Genomic DNA, 19,289 nt, shown 5'->3' with positions numbered 1-19,289 from the left:
GAAGCTTATGAAGAACCGAAAAACAGGGAAGAGAAGCTATTTAATGAATGATGGAAAGGGGGAAATAAGAAGAGCAGCATATGTATGCTTTCTCACATGTTGGTGAAACTTGTTCACGCAGAATCTGGAGCAAACTAAGAAAGGGCATCCCATCGGAAGCCCTTTTTTTGTGTGTTACATATGTATTTCTGGTTCTACCCTAACCGTCACATTTCCCTTGAGGGCACGGGTGATCATACAAGATTGTTCAGCTTTCAGCATTAATTTCTTAGTAAGTGTGAAGGCTTTTTCATTGGCAGAAGTCCCTAAGAAAAGGATGGGACGATGAATGATTTCTTTGTAGGTGATGATCCCTTTATCCACTTCCACAATTCCTTCAGATTTCATAGTTAAGGCTCTTTTTTCTATTCGACTTCGTTCAAGCATTGCTGCCAGTGTGATGATATAACAAGTAGCAGCTGCCCCAAGAAGCATTTCATCAGGATTCGTACCAACCCCGGGCCCGTCCATTTCAGGGGGGATTGATATTTTCGTATGGAAATTCTCCGAGCTCATGGTACCAGTATCATTCCTGAGTCCTGGCCAATCAGTCGAGATATGAAACGAATGTCTTGGCATTTATGTTAGCCTCCTAGAAAGCATGGTAAGATTATTGTATACACATTTTGTAGTGATGGCAAAGAAAAAAGACTCTACAGAGTAGAGTCTTTCGGGTAAGCATGAATTATGCTTTAGTTACGTTAGCTGCTTGGTCGCCACGGTTTCCTTGAACGATTTCAAAAGAAACTTTTTGACCTTCTTCCAAAGTTTTGAATCCTTCGCCTTGAATAGCTGAGAAGTGTACGAACACGTCGTCTCCACCTTCGCGCTCGATGAATCCGAAACCTTTTTCTGCGTTAAACCATTTAACTGTACCTTCTAACATACTGTTACCTCCTCGTGTGTTCTCCACACAATTGTATTACTATTCTTGCTCATGTAACTTCAAGGCGAAAAGCTTTAAAAACTTTGTCCATCCTTCCATTCCGAACAAAAATAATTCTCTTACATAATATCAGGTAAACGTGTAAAAGGCAACCCTGATGAATGTCTGAAATCATATCGTGTTGTTAGTAGTGTGAATATTAGTTCTATTCTAGCGTGATGAATAAAGGGTTGGAATGGGACAGCTGATTAAAGATTTGTACGTACTTTCCATAGCTCCGGGAAGAATTGGTGATCTAGCACCTTTTTCAAATAACCGACACCGCTTGAGCCACCTGTTCCCATTTTATGGCCAATGATTCTCTCGACGGTTTTCATGTGACGGAACCTCCATTGCTGCAGCCAATCCTCAAGGTCGATTAATTTTTCAGCCAATTCATATAGGTCCCAATACTGTTCAGGGTTCTTATAGACGGTTGTCCAGGCATCGAGTACCGACTGATCTTCACTGTATGGTTTTTTATAATCACGCTTCGTCACATCTTCATGAATGGGTAATCCTGCACCTGCCAAAGCAAGTATGGAAACATCATACAGGGAAGGGGCTTCATAGGCCTCATTCAGCTGGACCAGTAGCTCTGGATCCTTTTTATAAATTTCAAGGACATGCTTTGTTTTATATCCCAGGGCAAACTCAATCATTCTGTATTGGTACGATTGAAATCCAGATGCTTGACCAAGGCTGTCTCTAAATTGAACATACTCTGATGGAGTAAGGGTCGATAACACATCCCATGCATGAATGATTTGAGATTGAATCTTTGAAACTCTGGCAAGCATTTTAAACGCAGGTGACAGTTCCCCGTTTTGTATGGAGGAAATGCTTGCACGGATTTCATGCAGTATCAATTTCATCCATAGTTCACTGACTTGATGTATGATAATGAACAACATTTCATCGTGGTGACCTGATAACCGTTTTTGACTGTCCAATAACGTATCCAGCCCCAAATATTCTCCATAGGTCATTTTGTTAATGAAATCCGTATAAACTTCTTCATTCCCCATAGAGTCTTTCTTGTTAACCATTAAGATTCTCCCTTTCTTCTGACTGAATTCGAGAGATGCAATTGATTGAGCCCTCTTGATATATACTTCTTGAATGGGAAGTGGAATTCCTTCCTTTATCTTCAGGGAGCCATTTCCTCTTTTGGATCAAATATCTTCACATCTGCTTTATAAAAAGGAAGAGTTCAAAAATTCAGCGAATGATGCAAAGCGGTTTGAAAAGGATTGAATCGTAACGGAAAGGGGAAAGTAAGAGTATCTTTTCCTATATAGGAGTCTAAAATCATGAATATTTTACATCATACAAAGACGGTGACAGTTCGGTTTTTCGATGAGCGCTTCTTCGATCATTCTGCACAGTTGGCTTATTATTTATTGTTATCGATTTTCCCATTTTTGCTTTTTGTGTTTTCGTTGATCAGTTATCTCCCCATATCAGAGACCAATGTGCTTCTGCTGATCAAACCTTTTGCTCCGGATAAATCGTACGCCATCATACAAAATAATATTGAACAAATTCTTAATGACCAAAGAGGGGATGTTTTATCCATTTCGATTTTCTTTACTTTCTGGCTTTCGTCAATGGCCGTTCAATCCATGGTGCGATCGCTGAATCAGGCGTATGGAATTGAAAGGAAGAAACCCTTCTTGATTGCATTAATGTATGATCTTTTGTTGACTGTTGGGTTTATGGTCCTTATATCATTCTCCCTTATCGTACCGGTCTTAGAGGAGTATGTCCGTCATGCACGATTTACAGAAGGTAAAATTAACGGGGATTGGAGTCAGGTGTGGGTGATAGGCAAATGGGGCTTGAGTTCAGTCTTTATGTTCATTCTTTTTGTCTTTCTGTATATGGTCGTCCCAAGTAAGCGGATATCGCTTCTTCATGTGATTCCTGGCGCCCTTGTTGCTACCTTCGGATGGCAGGGGATTTCCTGGATATATGGCACATATGTGAAACTGAACGACTATTCTCAATTTTACGGTCAGTTGGGAAGTGTCATAACGCTGGTGGTCTGGTTTTATATATCCTCCACAATCCTATTGATAGGTGGACTGTTGAACGGAAGTATAGCGGAGAAATAGGTGAGGGAGAAATAATAAGAAATCGCTTGGCTTTGTGCCAAGCGATTTCTTTAGGTTGTTATACGTGATTCTCTTCTCTCATCATCGCCACAAGCTTCTTGGATATAGTGAGTAATACTAATCCCAGGATAATGGCCGCAGCTCCGATGACGGAGAATATTTCTAAATATCCAAGAGTTTCGGTAAGGGAAGCCAACTGCCCGGCAAGTAAGCTGGCCACTCCAATGGCAGCCATCCATACACCCATAAGCAGTGATGCAATCTTCACGGGTGCGACTTTACTGACAAGAGACAATCCGACCGGTGACAGGAATAGTTCGCCGAGAGTATGAAGTAAATAGGTAAAAACGATAAACAACAGGTTGGCTCTGACCGTGATATTTTGTTCATCGGAACCCGTTTGCATTACAGCAGGAATCAGAATCATGAACCCGAGGCCAAGCAGGATCATCCCGATTCCCATCTTTGTCGTCATGTTTAAATCCCCACTTTTTGAACGGGAAAGCCGAAGCCAGACACTGGATAAAATCGGTGCCAGAATGACAATGAATAACGGATTGACAGATTGGAACCAGGCTACCGGTATCGTATAGCCAAACACTTCACGGTCGATAAAGTTCTTCGTGTAGAGAGTGAATGAGCTTCCTGCCTGTTCAAATCCTGCCCAGAAAAATACGACAAAGCATGCAAGAATGAGGATGGCGACGGTACGCTGTCTTTCCTTCTTTGTTAAGGGGACATTAGTTTCTTCATTTGCTTCTTCAACCAATAATTTATTCGGCTTCAGCCCCACGTCCCCAAGATATTTATTGTTCAATGCACTAAAAATGATCTGTCCTGTGATCATTCCAATAGAGGAGGCAAGGAATGCCCATTTAAATCCATAATGCATGGTTCCGTCTGCCATGGTTGTCAGAAACAAATCTTCTGCAAGAAAACCTGCAATAAGTGGTGCGAACAAGGCACCAAGGTTGATGCCCATATAGAAAATGGTAAAGGCAGCATCTTTACGTTTATCGTTTCGAGGATAGAGCTCACCTACGAACGTGGAAATATTAGGTTTAAAGAAACCATTTCCAATAACAAGTAATGCTAACCCGGCATATAAGCCAAGTTGGGAATGGGTTAGAAATATGGTGAAGTCCCCACATGCCATCGTAATTCCTCCGATGGTAATCGCTTTTCTTAATCCGATATAGCGATCCGTGAGCCATCCTCCGAAAATAGGAGTGAAGTATACACTCCCTGTATAGATCCCATAGATAGATAATGCCTTTGCGGGATCAACACCCAAGCCTCCGCTCACAAAAGCGGTAGTTAAATAAAGGACGAGAAGGGCCCTCATCCCATAGTAGCTATACCGTTCCCATAACTCAGTGAAAAATAGAAGGTAAAGACCTTTAGGATGTTTTTTACCTTGAGGTAAACTGTCTAAAGTTGATGAGCTCACTTTATCACTCCTGTTTTTTAAAATGTAAGTAAGACAAGAAGAAAAGGGACGATTATACTTTTTTCCAATTCCTTTCATAGTATTCCCGTTCTTTTCATAGGCATGTACAAAAAGGGGCGGTGGAGAATTTGTTTAAAGGGTGTTTGTATTGCGGTCATGCATCGATTACAGAAAATGAATTATTTATGAAAGAAGGATATGGTGAAACGAAATGGCACGTTCATGGACAAAGAGTTGGAGGAAATGTGGCCATGTACAGCTGTGATCGATGTGGCTTCATTCACCCTTTCAATAATGATAAAAGGAAGAGATTCGAAAGGGAAGAGGCGAATAGCTCCCGCTCCATTCGATGGAATATTCGGTAAACAGCATTTGTAGTCATCTGGCAAATGACGGTATAATACAAGAAGGGAGGGAGTCAAATGAATACATATCCAGATACGAAGAAGACCATTCAATTGATAAAGGAGCTTGTGGAAATCCCAAGCCCTTCAGGAAACACAAATAAAATCATGAGTTTTGTTGAGGAATATCTGTCGGATTTACAGGTTGAGATGAGTTGGAACCGAAAAGGGGCCCTCATCATCACACTGCCAGGTGAAGACACAGACAGACACCGCATGCTGACGGCACATGTCGATGCACTCGGTGCCATGGTTAAGGAAATCAAGAATGACGGACGATTACGGTTATCCATGATCGGTGGATTCAGATGGAATGCGGTGGAAGGGGAATATTGCCGGATTGAAACTTCATCAGGCAAAACCTACAGCGGGACCATTCTTATGCATCAAACCTCTGTTCATGTATACAAAAATGCAGGAGAAGCGAAGCGGGACGAAACGAATATAGAAGTCAGGATTGATGAAAAAGTCCATAATGCAAAAGATGTAAGGGAGCTCGGCATTGAAGTGGGGGATTTCGTATCATTTGATCCCCGTGCTGAGATTACTGAGAGCGGGTTTATTAAATCCCGCCATTTAGATGACAAAGCAAGTGTAGGGATGCTCATGCAGCTAATACGCCACATTCAATCTGAAGGAATGACGCTTCCATACACGACCCATTTTTTAATTTCGAATAATGAAGAGATTGGTTATGGGGGGAATTCCAATATCCCTGAGGAAACGATTGAATATTTGGCTGTCGATATGGGTGCAATCGGAGACGGTCAATCTACTGATGAATATACGGTATCCATTTGTGCGAAGGATTCAAGTGGACCTTATCACTACGGCCTGCGCAAGCATTTAGTCTCCCTGGCTGAAGAGAATTCAATTGATTATAAGGTGGATATTTATCCGTATTATGGTTCTGATGCGTCCGCGGCCATACGAGCAGGCTTTGATATTGTCCATGGATTGATCGGGGCTGGGATCGATGCCTCTCATGCTTACGAACGGACACACGAGTCCTCGATTCTGAATACAGAAACACTCCTTTGGCACTATGTTCAATCAAAGATGGTCACTGAATGATCACGCAGTCTTCCATCATCCATTTTGGGTGATGGGAGTTTTTTTGTTTTAGTTATTCTAAAGTGTGGGTATGGTGACATTTGTGACAGAAAAGTTTGTTGTTAAGTTTAGGAGGTATTTCTCTTATCAAACCTAAGATGATAAGATAAAATATAGATACTAATAATTAAAATGAGGTAAAAGAATGATTACATATAATCTGTTAGAGAGCATTAAATTAAAAACCATCTACGGGGAACTGCCTTCGGAAATAACCGATATTCATGTGGATTCCAGAAAAGTGACTGAAGGCACCGTGTTTGTGTGCACAAGAGGGTATACTGTGGATGGGCATGACTTTGCTGCAATGGCCGTTGAAAAAGGTGCTACATTAATCATAGCAGAAAAACAGCTCGATATTGATTTAAGCAAAGCGGCATTAGTTGTAGTAAAAGACACATTTAAGGCATTGGCTCAATTAGCCAATAAATATTACAATTATCCTTCACAAAAGCTCACTGTTTTCGGTGTGACTGGTACAAACGGAAAGACCACTGTGAGTAATTTGATCCATTCTATTCTTAAAAGTTCCGATCAAAGCTCAGCTTTATCTGGAACCATCGGTTTTAACCTGGATGGAGAGATGCTTCCGAGCGAAAATACGACATGCGATAATTTAACGAATCAACAGATGATGCAAAGTGCGTTAGATCGGAATATCGCTAACTTCACCCTTGAAGTATCCTCCCACGGCTTGGCACTGGGAAGATTATGGGGGATCGACTTCGATGTCGTTGCCTTTACGAACCTGAGTCATGACCATTTGGATTACCATGGAACAATGGAGCACTACGGATATGCAAAGGGACTTTTATTCTCCCAACTGGGGCAGGATCTTCAAAATCCAAAGTATGTCGTATTGAATGCAGACGACGATTGGTATGACCGTTACAGTTATATGACTCCCCATGAAGTTATCAGCTACGGACTTGAATCACATGCCGACTTCAGGGCTGTGGATGTGAAATATTTTAATGATTTAACAAGGTTCACATTGGCTTCACCTGAAGGGAGCTTCGATGTAGAAATGAAGCTCTTAGGGAAATTCAATGTGTATAATGTACTGACTGCTATCGCATGTCTGTATGCAAGAGGAATGGAAATATCCAGGCTTGTTGAGATCGTCCGTGAACTTCCTCCTGTAAACGGAAGAATGGAGAGGGTGGAGATGGAGGCCCCACTTTCTGTATATATCGATTACGCCCATACACCTGATGCTATCGAGAACGCGATTCAAGCGGTGCTTCCATTTAAGGAGAATAAAATCATCTTCCTGGTCGGTACGGGAGGAAACCGTGATAAGACAAAACGTCCAACCATGGCAGAAAAAGCATCATTGGCAGATTACGTCATCTTAACCACCGATGATCCAAGGTATGAAGAATATGATAGCATCCTGAACGATCTGGAGAAAGGGATGCAGCATAAACAATATGCCCTGATCGGGGATCGCTCTGAAGCAGTTAAGCATGCTATCGAGGTAAGCGAACCGGGAGATATCATCATTTTCGCAGGTAAAGGACATGAGGATTATCAAATCATCGAAAATACAAAATACCCTCACAGCGATAAACAAATTGCTGTGAATGAGAGTAAGCTGAAGTACGGGATATTTGAATGATTTTTATGGGAAACAGACCAATATGACAAATGTTGGTCTGTTTTTTTGTATGAGGATAGACGGATTTCTCAATCTTTGGTAAATTTAAATTACATAATAAATGATGAAAGTATGAAGCTTATGAAGTTTTCGTTATATTTAAATGATTATGAAACAGAGAAGTTATTTTCCACGTTAAGATGGCTATTTGTGTTAATTGCAACAATAATATTTTATATTCCGCCCTTTACAACTTATATCACGACGAACAAAACAGTATTTCCATATTTACTAGTTTCTGGGATCCTTTATATGCTGGTGACTCAATTAGCTTTATTTCGGGCAAGGGAGGATAAACAAAATCTTCAATTCATCCTTAAAGCGGGGATTGTTTTTGATTTCCTGGCACTGATTTGGCTGATGTTCTTATCAGAAGGTATTCACAGCCCCCTTTATCCAATATCGATATTATTCGTTATGCATGCCACGATATACTGGAGAACGAAGGGTGCCCTCATATCCCTCACTGTTTTTAGTATCGCCTATTTTGTGATGGGAGTCGTCACTGTTGATGTTATGAAATTTCACCATTATTTTACTTTGACGTCCAATCTGTTTTTTCTCTGGATCATTGGTTTGTTCGGGGCATTAATCATGTTGAGAGAGCGGGCTCAATACGTCCAAAAGGAAGCCTATCACCACCTTGCCCATAAAGACTATTTATCAGGCCTATATAATCATCGTTCATTCCAGGAAAGATTCAGGCGAAGATTGGAAAATAACGAATTGTTTATCTTATTTCTTGGAGATATAGATGATTTCAAAAAAGTGAATGATGAGTACGGTCATTTAACGGGAGATGAAGTGATTAGAAAAACCGGTGAAGTCTTTCTTTTCCATGCTGAAGCTTACAATGGACAGGCGTTCAGGTATGGGGGGGAGGAATTTGTCTTCATCTTGCCTGCTATGGAAGATCGTATCATCCAAAAGTTCCTTCATGAATTATACGATCATTTGAAGAATTTGGAGCCGGTACCCATTTCCATGAGCTTCGGCCAGTCTCAATCAAGCGAAACCTTTGAACCGGAGAAACTGATTGCACTTGCAGATCACAGACTTTATGTTGCGAAGAAAACAGGAAAGGGAAGAAGCTGTCTGACTAGTGACCATCTGTTCATACCCGTAGTACCCATAGACAATCACGAAAAAGAAGCCATCCGATAACGGATAGCTTCTTTGTTTGTAACATGAATTAAACGAACATACCTGCAATGGCAGCACTTAAAAGTGAAGCAAGTGCACCAGCAATGACTGCTCTAATTCCTAAGCGGGCAATATCACCTCTGCGATCTGGTGCGAGATTTCCAAGTCCACCGAGTAAAATACCCAGGGATGAAAGATTCGCAAATCCGCAAAGTGCGAAAGAAATAATCGCTACTGTTTTATCGGAAAGGTTCCCGATTTCCGGAGCGAAGGCAGAATATGCAACAAATTCATTAATTACGAGCTTCTGACCAATGAAGTTTCCTGCCGTAATCGCTTCGTGCCATGGTACACCGATAGCGAAGGCAAGTGGAGCAAATACATAACCAAGTATTAGTTCTAGTGAAAGACTGTCAAATCCGAATACTCCTCCTACTAAGCCAAGTAAACCATTGATCAAGGCTACAAGAGCTATAAATGCAAGCAGCATAGCTCCAATATTTAAAGCCAGTTGAAGACCGACACTTGCACCGTTTGCCGCAGCGTCGATCACATTGGCCGATTCCGAATCCGCTTCCATTTCAAACGCTTCTGGTTCCGGAGAATCATCTGTTTCCGGAACAAATAACTTAGCCATCACGAGTCCTGCAGGAGCGGCCATAAAACTTGCAGCAAGTAAGTATTCCAAAGGAACACCTAAAAGAGAATATCCTACTAACACAGAACCGGCGACAGATGCCAAACCTCCCGTCATGACGGCGAATAGCTCTGATTCAGTCATTTTTGATAGGAAAGGTCTTACAACCAACGGTGCTTCAGTTTGTCCCACAAAAATATTGGCAGCGGCAGACAATGATTCCGCTTTCCTTGTTCCCAACAGTTTAGACAGCCCGCCACCTAAAATCTTAATGAAGAACTGCATAATTTTAAGGTAGTAAAGTACTGAAATTAAAGCTGAGAAGAAAATAACAACAGGAAGTACATTAAATGCAAAAATGAACGCAATGTTCGATTCTTCTGTGTAAAGTCCTCCAAAAAGGAATGTGATCCCTTCGTTGGAATAGTTAATAATAGCATTAACCACTTCCGTCAAACCTTTAAGAGCGTCCTGGCCCCACGATGTTTTTAACACGATAAAAGCGAAAAATAACTGTATGGCAAGTCCTCCAAGGACAGTTCTGTAATTAACCCGCTTCTTGTTCTTAGAAAATGCAAAAGCAATTCCCATAACGACAATAATACCAATGATACCCCATAAATATTGCACTTTTTTCACCTCTTCGATAAGTATGATTGAAACTTGAAGCTTTCGGATTTTTATTTTACAATTCTTTCAGACGTCTGACAACCTACAATTGCAAGATTTGTCGAAACTTGTACGGACAACATCGTCAATAGTATGCGCAAATACAGCGTTTTCATGAAAGGGGATACAAAAATGAAGATCAGAAAAAATATTTTGGAAGGCATGGAACAAAAAGTATATATTTACGAAAATAAGAAAGAAGAATTCTTTTTAATTGCAGTTCCGGCTATTGAATGGTCATATTCATTCAAGTATGAGGATGATAATGTCCAGTCAAAATTACTACATTCATTAACGGAAAGGGTTCCAACTGAGAAAGCGGAGACGTTGAGCTCCCGAATCGTCCAATGGACAACCGAAATGTAAAAGACGTTTTTTCCATGGACTAAGGAAGTAAGCTCCACGATGATAGGTCATTTTCGTGGCTGAATCCTTGTAATCATAAGGATTCATCAAATGTATTCCCTGTACATCTGCATTGATTCTTTGTTGCATTGTTACTTTAGAACGAATATGATGAGAAAGTGAGAATGACGAGAAAGGATTTTATCAATGAAAATAGACTTTATACAGGAAGTTCAGTCGAGACGGACTTTCGCTATTATTTCCCACCCGGATGCCGGGAAGACAACCTTAACAGAGCAGCTCCTTTTGTTCGGAGGAGCGATTCGCGCAGCTGGTACAGTTAAAGGAAAAAAATCAGGAAAGTTTGCAACATCTGACTGGATGGAAATCGAGAAGCAGAGAGGGATTTCTGTCACTTCTTCTGTCATGGCATTCGATTATGATGATTATCGGGTGAATATCCTGGATACACCAGGTCACCAGGACTTTTCCGAAGACACCTATAGAACATTGATGGCAGTGGATAGCGCTGTTATGATCATCGATTCAGCGAAAGGGATTGAAGCACAAACCTTGAAACTATTCAAAGTTTGTCGAATGAGAGGCATTCCGATCTTCACCTTCATCAATAAGCTTGATCGCCAAGGGCGTGAACCACTTGAGTTATTGGAAGAGCTTGAAGAGGTATTGGGAATTCAATCTTATCCTATGAACTGGCCGATCGGAATGGGGAAAGAATTCTTAGGGATCTATGATCGCTTCCATAATCGCATCGAGCAATTTCGAGTTGAGGAAGATGATCGCTTTATTCCATTAAGTGATGAAGGTGAAATCGAGGGAGAACACCCCCTAAAGGAAAACAAGCTATATGATCAAACACTTGAAGATGTTCTGTTGCTGAATGAAGCTGGAAACCAGTTTTCCCGCGAACGGATAGCGAATGGAGAATTGTCTCCAGTCTTTTTCGGAAGTGCATTAACGAATTTTGGTGTTCAAACATTTCTAGAAACATACTTACAGTTCGCTCCATCTCCGCAACCAAGGAATTCCGATGCTGGAGAGATTGAGCCAACGGCAGAGGATTTTTCTGGATTTGTATTTAAGATTCAGGCTAATATGAATCCTGCTCACCGTGACCGGATTGCATTTGTCCGGATTTGCTCTGGTCAATTTGAGAGAGGAATGACGGTTAATCTTTCCCGTACAGGAAAGTCCATAAAACTTGCTCAATCCACTCAATTTCTAGCAGATGACCGGAGTACGGTGAATGAAGCGGTCAGTGGGGATATCATAGGGGTTTATGACACGGGTACGTATCAAATTGGAGATACACTCGTCCAAGGCAAGCAAGGCTTTCAATATGAAAAGCTGCCTCAATTTACACCTGAACTTTTTGTACGTGTCACAGCGAAAAACGTGATGAAGCAGAAGCATTTCCAAAAAGGGATTCTTCAACTCGTTCAAGAAGGGGCTATCCAATATTATAAAACCCGCACGGAAGATATTATTCTTGGAGCAGTTGGTCAGCTTCAATTTGAGGTATTTGAACATAGAATGAAAAATGAGTACAACGTTGATGTAAAAATGGAACCAATCGGCTCTAAAATCGCCAGGTGGATCGAAAACGAAGAGGATGTTAAGGAGTCCATGTCCAGCTCCAGAAGTATGTTGGTAAAAGACCGTCATGAAAATCTTGTCTTCTTGTTTGAAAACGATTTTGCCATGAGATGGTTCAATGATAAAAACCCGGATATTCGATTGTACAGTTTAATGTAAAACATGCTGAGCACCCTTCCTGAGTCAGGAAGGGTGCCTTTTTTATAGCCAAGTAGTCATATTATTCTCTTCTCACACCTTTTAGCTAAAAACACTGAGTATATAAAAAAGTATACAAATATCAAGTGATATTTTCCTGATTAAAGGGATATTACTGGCATCTTTTAAGTTGAAAGTCTTAGTATATGAATATGGATGTTATCACTTCTCCAACCGGATTATGTAAAGGTTGATCGATCATTCATTAATCACTGTGATCGTCATGAGGGAAATCAGAAATTTTTACAAAGAGTGATAAAGCTAGCCAGAGAATTAGATATTCTTGTACTGGCAGAAGGTATAGAGAGAAAAGAATTGCTCTTTTGCAAAGAAATCAGGGTACACTATGCCCAGGGCTTTTTAATGTAGTGACAAAAGTCAATCGAAAGAGCAGATTCCTACCATGGAAGTTAACATTAATCCCTCAACACTAAAAAGAAGCCGTTCAGGGAAACAGAACGATTGATGATATACCCCCTTGACAAATGAAGAGAACATGATAATATACTATTATAAATTACTTTAGTGCATAAAAGCTTAAAAGCGTTTAAGAGTAAAAGAATTAAATTCTTAACGAAATCACATATACATTGTCTTGAACAACCTAGTAGGAAAAAGTGAGGCAGCAACCAGAGACTGGACATAAGGTGGAAGTCCAGGCCGCTTCTTTCTGAATTACATTGTTTATAAACACTCTAAGTCATTAGAGGTTTATCAAGAGGCAGCCTTTACGAAGTGGAAATAAACCTTGTTAAATCCTGGATCAGCTGTAATCCAGTTCATTGCATGAGTTTATTTCAATTAGGGTGGTAACGCGGAGAACTCTTCGTCCCTATCAGGGGATGGAGGGTTCTTTTTGATTTTGAATTTAAAGAGAAACATATTATTCAACCAAGATAAGGAAGTGTTAAGATGTTAAACATAAAAAGCGTTCATAAACCTGCTGTACCGGAAGCGTCACTAGTATTACTCGCTGTGCTGGGAATAATCAGTGTCAGTATTACAGTGGTGGGCTCGGTCCCTCATATTCCGATTATTCTATCCCTTTTCTTTTTGATGGTTTATGGGCTTATACGCAATGTGAAATTCAAAGAAATCGAACAGGGTATGATTGCCGGCGCACAAGGGGGATTAGGTGCCATATTATTATTTTTCTTTATAGGACTCCTTGTAAGTAGCTGGTTGATCAGTGGGACAATCCCCACATTAATGTTTTACGGGTTTGAATTTGTCACCCCTCATTATTTTTATGCCATTGCCTTTTTGCTCACTTCCTTAAGCGGTATAGTAATCGGAAGTTCACTGACAACGGCAGCAACCATCGGCGTGGCGTTAATCGGAATTGGGGAGGCAATGGGATTATCCATGGCAATCACAGCAGGTGCAATCGTTTCAGGTGCCTTCTTTGGCGATAAGATGTCCCCGTTATCGGATACGACCAATCTTGCTTCATCCATTGTCAAAGTGGATCTCTTTACCCATATTCGAAATATGGCATGGACAACAGTACCCGCCTTTGTCATCACGTTAATCGTATTCGGTGTCTTGTCACAGGGTACCAGTGATATTAATTTGGTTCAGCTTGATGTTCTGCAGGAAGGCTTGAAGCAAACAAATCTTATCCACTGGTATAGTTTAATCCCTGTAGTCTTGCTAATTGTAATGATTGCGTACAAAACACCGGCATTATTCACACTGGCTATTACGATAGCAGTCTCTGTGTTACTATCTTTTTTCCACGGGGTGTTAAAGGCAAATGAATTATTCCAGGTCCTCTTCTCAGGCTATAGGTCAGAAACAGGTGTGGAATCCATTGATTCCCTGCTGACAAGAGGAGGAGTGGAGAGCATGATGTTTACCATTTCCCTTGTCATTCTTTCTCTGAGTCTAGGGGGATTGCTATTTAAACTTGGAATCATACCTGTTTTGTTAAATAAGGTATCTGCCGTGATTCAAACTGGAAGAAGAACCATTCTTTCTACTGCGTTATCCGCTATTGGGATCAACCTTGTAGTAGGAGAGCAGTACTTATCAATTTTGCTGACGGGTGAAGCTTTTCAGTCTCAATACAAAAAATTGGGAATTCATCCTAAGACCTTGTCCCGTACATTGGAAGATGCCGGTACAGTGGTCAATCCTCTTGTTCCATGGAGTGTGTGCGGGATATTCCTAACAGATGTATTGGGTGTTTCAACCCTTGAATATTTACCATTTGCAGTTTTTTGTCTTATTTCTCCTGTGATCACCATCCTGTATGGTTTCACAGGGTGGACTATCGAGAAAGAACAAACCGGGAACAATCCTGCTATGAATTCATAACATCAAGAAATGAAAAGGAATTCTCGAAAAGATTGTTGCCATTTTTAACAACAAGTGAAAAAGGACTGTCCGTGTGAATCATTCACTGTAATAGAGTGAGGATGATTCATCTTGAGGACAGTCCTTTTTGCTTCATTTCTACATATGTGTCAAATCTGCGCTGGTAATAGCGGTTTCCCACAGAAATCATGAAAAGGTGGAAAAGGGGGAGTACAAATATCATCAAGGGACCTTCGACCAATAATACACCTTCCTGTATCATATAGAGCTCAACCGTAAAGAGAAAAAGAATGCTCCCTAAAGAGTATGTCCAATCTCCGTTTCTAAAAAAAATTACCAGGCTATAAAAGTATGTCGTGAACCAGATGTAGATAACATTGCCGGCGATCAAATCCCTGGAAGGGTTTGAAAAATGATTCAAGGGGATGATATATAGCTCCAGAAGGGAAGACAGGATCCAGGCGAAAGAAAGCGTGACGGTGGAGAGGGCAAAGAACAGGGTGATGAATTGAACATAATGATTGGAAGATTCCTCAAGTATTCTCCACCACGTCTTGGCCAAAATGACCGAAACGACGAGGAAGAAAGTTGTGTAATACGAATGCCACCAATGATGTTCATATAAATTCGTGTATAGGAACCACGTCTCAATAAGGAAAAACACACCGATGATAAGGGCAATCCTCATCGTCGACAAGCGGTACAAGACAATGTACGTTATGGCAACTGGTACTGAGAATGCTTGAGAGCTGATCGATCCCAGGACGCTATCGTTGTAATTATTCGATAAAATATGGGGATGATACGTATAGCTGTTAAATAAAACAAAGATAACATATTCGAAAACATAAGCCAATCCGGAAATAAAAAGCCAAAATAGGATGATCCGGGCAGAAATGTGCTGGTTCTTTATCACTATGAAAGATAGAACGAAAATGCTGAAAAGGCTAAGGAATACAAAGGGAACCCAGTTCGCCATTCTAATGCTCCTTACGTTACAGTATAAAAATAGTGTACACACATAAGGATGAATTATTTATTTGAGAGAAAATTATCCTTAATTATAATCTGAAGACGGTTTAATATTGAAGGATCTTCCTTTAGAGACTATAGTTAACAGTAACTGCTTCCAAACCAGTGAATGATATAGATAAAGAAAGGGGAGCATTCCAATGAAGATTAGTGATTTTTCCATACGTCGCCCTGTGTTCACCATTGTCACCATGCTGCTTATCCTTATATTGGGGGGAGTTTCCCTTCTCAGGATACCGTTAAAACTCATTCCCGACCTGAATCCGCCAGTAGGGGTCGTTGTGACTAATTATCCTGGAGCGGGTCCAGAGGAAGTGGTGGAAAAGGTAACGAAACCACTTGAAGAAAGTTTATCCACCTTGCCCGGGATGAAAAACATTCAATCGACTTCGAGGGAAGGATCGAACTTTATTCTCCTTGAATTTTCATGGTCCACTTCCATTGATGACATTGAGAACGATGTCCTGCAAAGATTGGACCAAACTCCTCTTCCCGATGGAGCAGAAAATCCAAGGTTTCTCAAATTTGACCCTGCACAGTTCCCAATCATTCAATTTTCTTTGAGAGAAGAGGGGAAAGAGGCCAATTTAAAGACACTATCCGAAAATTTAAAGTTAGAACTGACAAGAGTTGAAGGTGTTGCAAATGTAAATGTGTCGGGTTCTCTTAAAGATGAAGTGGTGATTGAATTAAATCAACAATCACTGAAGGATAATCGTTTAAGTCAGAAAGATGTGATTAATACGATTCGGGCAAATAATGTAACAGCGCCTGGAGATACGATAGAGACAAATGGACAAACCTTGACCACAAGAGTACTCAGTAAGCTTCAGTCTGTGGATGAGTTAAAGAAATTGGTCCTTCTGGTGAATCCTAAGTCAGATAAAAAGATCACTCTTTCAGATGTAGCAACAGTGGAAAAGCGGCAGCAAGATACAAACACAATTACACGAGCTAATCAAGAGCCTGCCATCCTGTTCAGCGTATTGCAACAATCCGACGCAAACACAGCCTCCGTTTCAAAAGCATTTCAAAAGGAGCTGGATCGTCTTCTGGAACAGGATCAATATCAATTAATCAAAGCTGATGTCTTGTTCGATCAGGGAGATTACATCACTCAAGCTATCGGTAATATCGCTAATTCCCTCTTAATAGGTGGAGCTTTTGCCATGCTCGTTCTATTCCTGTTTCTTAAGAATGTAAAGAGCCCCCTTATTATCGGGGTAGCGATTCCTTACTCTGTCATTGTCACATTTGTTCTCATGTTTTTTGCTGATTTCGCATTGAATATTATGACACTGGGAGCATTGGCCCTTGGTATAGGGATGCTTGTGGATAATGCAATTGTGGTCATTGAGAATATATACCGCCATCTTTCCCTCGGGAAAAGCCCCAAAGAAGCTGCAAGTATCGGAGCGAAGGAAGTAGGGGGAGCCATCACCGCTTCCACACTTACGACAGTTGCAGTATTCCTGCCCGTGGTCTTTATATCAGGTTTACTTGGTGAATTATTTACTGAGTTTGCTTTGACGATTTCATTTAGTTTATTGGCTTCTCTCGTAGTGGCATTGACGGTCATACCGATGCTTGCGAGCAGACTGTTAAAAAAACCTAAAGGAAACATAGAAGCAAAACGAAGACGTTCGAAAAGCAGAAAAACCTTCACCCGATCCGTGAAATGGGCACTTCGTCACAGGTTTATTGTATTATTTCTCACTCTCATTACTTTAGTAGCAGGAGGTCTCGGCCTTACAACTGTAGGAACCCAGTTTCTACCACCTACCGATGAAGGATTCTTTAACATGAGGGTCGAATTGGAAAATGGAGCTTCTGTAGAGGAGACTAATAAAGTCGTAAATGCGATTGAAGAGAAGTTAAAGAAGGAAAAAGATGTTGATGTATTTGTAAGTCTGGTAGGGACAACTCAAGAAGAATCATTTAGAGGGAGTGGGAAAGGAAATATTGCAGAAGTTTATGTGAAAATGAAGCCTTTGGACGATCGTGAGAGGTCGATTTTCAATTTTGCGGATGAAGTAAAGCCTGAAGTAGAAAGGGCAGCACAAAAGGTGAATAAATCCGCTGAAGTTTCGTTTAATTTACAATCGACTTCTGGTTCCAGTCCTCAAACCCTGACGTTTAATTTGAGGGATACGGATCAGAAGCGGTTAGAGAAATCAGTCGATACCCTTTTTACTTCATTGAAAAACATGAAGGATGTATCGGAAGTTTCAACAGATCAAATGGAGACGGTAAAAGAAGTTCAAATGAATGTGAACCGGGAGAAAGCTCTCCAACAAGGATTGGCACCTGCTCAGATAGGGACTCTCGTTCAAGATGTCACCCGGGGAGTTCTCGCTACTCAGATGGTAACGGATTCATCTGATGTCATTAATGTTCTCGTTCAATATGATCGCAATATTACCGAGAATCTCGATTCTTTAAAGAAACTCCTTATTCCAAATGGACAAGGAAAGTATATTCAGTTAAATTCCGTCGTTGACTTCTCAATAGAAGACGGACCAGTCAGCATTCAAAGGATTGACCAGCAGCATGCGGTCCAATTTACACTCAAATATTCATCGGCGACCAACCTTGGAGAGATTTCAAAGGCGGTTGATGAGAAGATTGAATCAGTGGATCTTCCAAAAGAGACCTTGGTTTCATTCAGCGGAGACAGAGAGCTATTGGATGATTCTATTGACGACATGGCCCTTGCACTCGGACTCGCCATTGTTCTGGTATACATGGTCATGGCTGCGCAATTCGAATCATTTAAGTATCCTTTTGTGATTATGTTTACAGTACCACTCATGGTGATTGGTGTGGCAATTGCCCTGGCGATTACCCAGACACCTATCAGTATTTCGGCAATCATTGGAGTGATTGTCCTGGCAGGGATCGTTGTTAACAATGCAATCGTCATTGTCGATTACATTAATCAACGGAAAGAGGCAGGCACCAATAGTTTTGACAGCATTGTCGAAGCGGTACAGGACCGGGCAAGACCGATCTTCATGACGGCCTTAACGACGATACTCGGTTTATTGCCTCTTGCTCTTGGCATAGGTGAAGGTACAGAAATCAATCAACCTATGGGAATAGCCGTCATTGGTGGACTGATCAGCTCTACGTTATTAACCATATATGTCATTCCGATTGTGTACAGTTTCTTTGATAAAGATACGCGAAGAATGAAGAGAGGAAGAAAAACGTACGAATATAAAGAGTAGTTCATATACAACCTTTTTTGATACTATAAGGCTCTTTTCTAAAGATTGTTGTTTTTGAACAATGTAGCTTGAGATCTGTCAGTCGGTGTGGTGGGTGGTGAGAGGGGCTGCATTGTTTGCAGCTAGCGTGCGGACGAGCCTCTTCAGCTAAAACGATGCCCGATCCCCGCCGGAGTCTGCGCAGTTCTCCTCGCCATTAAACGCGACTTGAATGACAGAACTCACTATTTAAAAAGCAACAAAGTTTGCGAAAACAGCCTTCTAAAAATAGGAAGGTATCATGGATAAGGTACGTCTATTTTCCCACTGCAAGTAAACATCGTAATAATTGGGAGGAATATGGTAAAAATAAAAGAAGAAGCATCAATAGGAGGAATTTCAAGATGATATT

Annotated in this window: 16 protein-coding genes; 10 read left to right on the top strand and 6 right to left on the bottom strand. The window is 40.9% G+C overall.

Translation table 11 applies throughout. The annotated features are described in order from the left end of the window. Window positions 1–174 precede the first annotated feature (174 nt). The 3 genes from BAA9072_RS13560 to kynA all read right to left on the bottom strand — a co-directional run bounded on the left by BAA9072_RS13560 (window position 175) and on the right by kynA (window position 2,013). Window positions 175–618 carry an SACOL1771 family peroxiredoxin gene (locus tag BAA9072_RS13560; protein WP_201715230.1) on the bottom strand — a complete coding sequence of 148 codons (444 nt, stop codon included), beginning with the start codon at window positions 616–618 and terminating at the stop codon, window positions 175–177. 106 nt (window positions 619–724) lie between these two features. Beyond that, window positions 725–925, bottom strand: coding sequence for a cold-shock protein (locus tag BAA9072_RS13555; protein ID WP_034763568.1), 201 nt, complete (start codon window positions 923–925; stop codon window positions 725–727). 248 nt (window positions 926–1,173) lie between these two features. Further along, window positions 1,174–2,013 (bottom strand): tryptophan 2,3-dioxygenase, encoded by an 840-nt coding sequence (gene kynA, locus BAA9072_RS13550; RefSeq protein WP_201715229.1) that lies wholly within the window; start codon window positions 2,011–2,013, stop codon window positions 1,174–1,176. 264 nt (window positions 2,014–2,277) lie between these two features. Here kynA and BAA9072_RS13545 point away from each other — a divergent pair, with 264 nt between their 5' ends. Continuing rightward, the gene (locus BAA9072_RS13545) at window positions 2,278–3,081 is read left to right on the top strand and encodes a YihY/virulence factor BrkB family protein (protein ID WP_201715228.1); all 804 of its coding nucleotides are present in this window, start codon (window positions 2,278–2,280) and stop codon (window positions 3,079–3,081) included. A gap of 58 nt (window positions 3,082–3,139) precedes the next feature. Here BAA9072_RS13545 and BAA9072_RS13540 read toward each other — a convergent pair whose 3' ends face one another. Next, window positions 3,140–4,531: a peptide MFS transporter gene (locus tag BAA9072_RS13540; RefSeq protein ID WP_230980865.1), complete on the bottom strand. Its 1,392-nt coding sequence runs from the start codon at window positions 4,529–4,531 to the stop codon at window positions 3,140–3,142. 198 nt (window positions 4,532–4,729) lie between these two features. On the opposite strand from BAA9072_RS13540, the gene BAA9072_RS13535 reads away from it, so the two are divergent. From BAA9072_RS13535 to BAA9072_RS13520, 4 genes are all read left to right on the top strand, one after another. Further along, a complete protein-coding gene (locus BAA9072_RS13535; RefSeq protein ID WP_201715226.1) occupies window positions 4,730–4,909 on the top strand; it encodes a hypothetical protein in 180 nt (59 codons plus the stop codon). Window positions 4,910–4,953: 44 nt separating this feature from the next. Next, entirely contained in the window at window positions 4,954–6,009 is a 1,056-nt protein-coding gene (locus BAA9072_RS13530; RefSeq protein ID WP_201715225.1) for a M42 family metallopeptidase, read from the top strand. 184 nt (window positions 6,010–6,193) lie between these two features. Next, the gene (locus tag BAA9072_RS13525) at window positions 6,194–7,669 is read left to right on the top strand and encodes a UDP-N-acetylmuramoyl-L-alanyl-D-glutamate--2,6-diaminopimelate ligase (protein ID WP_201715224.1); all 1,476 of its coding nucleotides are present in this window, start codon (window positions 6,194–6,196) and stop codon (window positions 7,667–7,669) included. Window positions 7,670–7,780: 111 nt separating this feature from the next. Further along, on the top strand, window positions 7,781–8,872 hold the full coding sequence (locus BAA9072_RS13520; RefSeq protein ID WP_201715223.1) for a GGDEF domain-containing protein: 1,092 nt from the start codon (window positions 7,781–7,783) through the stop codon (window positions 8,870–8,872). A 28-nt stretch (window positions 8,873–8,900) separates the two neighbouring features. Here BAA9072_RS13520 and BAA9072_RS13515 read toward each other — a convergent pair whose 3' ends face one another. Next, a complete protein-coding gene (locus BAA9072_RS13515; RefSeq protein ID WP_201715222.1) occupies window positions 8,901–10,118 on the bottom strand; it encodes a NupC/NupG family nucleoside CNT transporter in 1,218 nt (405 codons plus the stop codon). Window positions 10,119–10,289: 171 nt separating this feature from the next. Here BAA9072_RS13515 and BAA9072_RS13510 point away from each other — a divergent pair, with 171 nt between their 5' ends. The 4 genes from BAA9072_RS13510 (at window position 10,290) to nhaC (ending at window position 14,636) form a co-directional block, all read left to right on the top strand. Beyond that, window positions 10,290–10,523, top strand: coding sequence for a YueH family protein (locus BAA9072_RS13510; RefSeq protein WP_201715221.1), 234 nt, complete (start codon window positions 10,290–10,292; stop codon window positions 10,521–10,523). A gap of 186 nt (window positions 10,524–10,709) precedes the next feature. After that, a complete protein-coding gene (locus tag BAA9072_RS13505) occupies window positions 10,710–12,278 on the top strand; it encodes a peptide chain release factor 3 (RefSeq protein ID WP_201715220.1) in 1,569 nt (522 codons plus the stop codon). A gap of 195 nt (window positions 12,279–12,473) precedes the next feature. Continuing rightward, window positions 12,474–12,686 (top strand): EAL domain-containing protein, encoded by a 213-nt coding sequence (locus BAA9072_RS24690; RefSeq protein WP_201715219.1) that lies wholly within the window; start codon window positions 12,474–12,476, stop codon window positions 12,684–12,686. Between the two features lie 543 nt (window positions 12,687–13,229). Further along, window positions 13,230–14,636, top strand: a complete 1,407-nt coding sequence (gene nhaC / locus BAA9072_RS13495; RefSeq protein ID WP_201715218.1) for a Na+/H+ antiporter NhaC — start codon at window positions 13,230–13,232, stop codon at window positions 14,634–14,636. 106 nt (window positions 14,637–14,742) lie between these two features. On the opposite strand, the gene BAA9072_RS13490 is transcribed toward nhaC, so the two are convergent. Further along, window positions 14,743–15,615, bottom strand: coding sequence for a hypothetical protein (locus tag BAA9072_RS13490; protein ID WP_201715217.1), 873 nt, complete (start codon window positions 15,613–15,615; stop codon window positions 14,743–14,745). Window positions 15,616–15,808: 193 nt separating this feature from the next. On the opposite strand from BAA9072_RS13490, the gene BAA9072_RS13485 reads away from it, so the two are divergent. After that, a complete protein-coding gene (locus tag BAA9072_RS13485; protein ID WP_201715216.1) occupies window positions 15,809–18,898 on the top strand; it encodes an efflux RND transporter permease subunit in 3,090 nt (1,029 codons plus the stop codon). Window positions 18,899–19,289 lie beyond the last annotated feature (391 nt).

Origin of the sequence: Rossellomorea arthrocnemi, from assembly GCF_904424705.1 — a bacterium.
Lineage (GTDB): Bacteria > Bacillota > Bacilli > Bacillales > Bacillaceae_B > Rossellomorea > Rossellomorea arthrocnemi.
The sequence above is the reverse complement of the archived record's forward strand: the minus strand, read 5'-3'. Positions and strand labels throughout refer to the sequence as shown.

What these genes read in the sequence shown, in the direction of transcription:
- BAA9072_RS13560 (WP_201715230.1), bottom strand. Translation starts at nt 618, where the DNA reads ATGCCAAGACATTCGTTTCATATCTCGACTGATTGGCCAGGACTCAGG.
- BAA9072_RS13555 (WP_034763568.1), bottom strand. Translation starts at nt 925, where the DNA reads ATGTTAGAAGGTACAGTTAAATGGTTTAACGCAGAAAAAGGTTTCGGA.
- kynA (WP_201715229.1), bottom strand. Translation starts at nt 2,013, where the DNA reads ATGGTTAACAAGAAAGACTCTATGGGGAATGAAGAAGTTTATACGGAT.
- BAA9072_RS13545 (WP_201715228.1), top strand. Translation starts at nt 2,278, where the DNA reads ATGAATATTTTACATCATACAAAGACGGTGACAGTTCGGTTTTTCGAT.
- BAA9072_RS13535 (WP_201715226.1), top strand. Translation starts at nt 4,730, where the DNA reads ATGGTGAAACGAAATGGCACGTTCATGGACAAAGAGTTGGAGGAAATG.
- BAA9072_RS13530 (WP_201715225.1), top strand. Translation starts at nt 4,954, where the DNA reads ATGAATACATATCCAGATACGAAGAAGACCATTCAATTGATAAAGGAG.
- BAA9072_RS13525 (WP_201715224.1), top strand. Translation starts at nt 6,194, where the DNA reads ATGATTACATATAATCTGTTAGAGAGCATTAAATTAAAAACCATCTAC.
- BAA9072_RS13520 (WP_201715223.1), top strand. Translation starts at nt 7,781, where the DNA reads ATGAAGCTTATGAAGTTTTCGTTATATTTAAATGATTATGAAACAGAG.
- BAA9072_RS13510 (WP_201715221.1), top strand. Translation starts at nt 10,290, where the DNA reads ATGAAGATCAGAAAAAATATTTTGGAAGGCATGGAACAAAAAGTATAT.
- BAA9072_RS13505 (WP_201715220.1), top strand. Translation starts at nt 10,710, where the DNA reads ATGAAAATAGACTTTATACAGGAAGTTCAGTCGAGACGGACTTTCGCT.
- BAA9072_RS24690 (WP_201715219.1), top strand. Translation starts at nt 12,474, where the DNA reads ATGTTATCACTTCTCCAACCGGATTATGTAAAGGTTGATCGATCATTC.
- nhaC (WP_201715218.1), top strand. Translation starts at nt 13,230, where the DNA reads ATGTTAAACATAAAAAGCGTTCATAAACCTGCTGTACCGGAAGCGTCA.
- BAA9072_RS13490 (WP_201715217.1), bottom strand. Translation starts at nt 15,615, where the DNA reads ATGGCGAACTGGGTTCCCTTTGTATTCCTTAGCCTTTTCAGCATTTTC.
- BAA9072_RS13485 (WP_201715216.1), top strand. Translation starts at nt 15,809, where the DNA reads ATGAAGATTAGTGATTTTTCCATACGTCGCCCTGTGTTCACCATTGTC.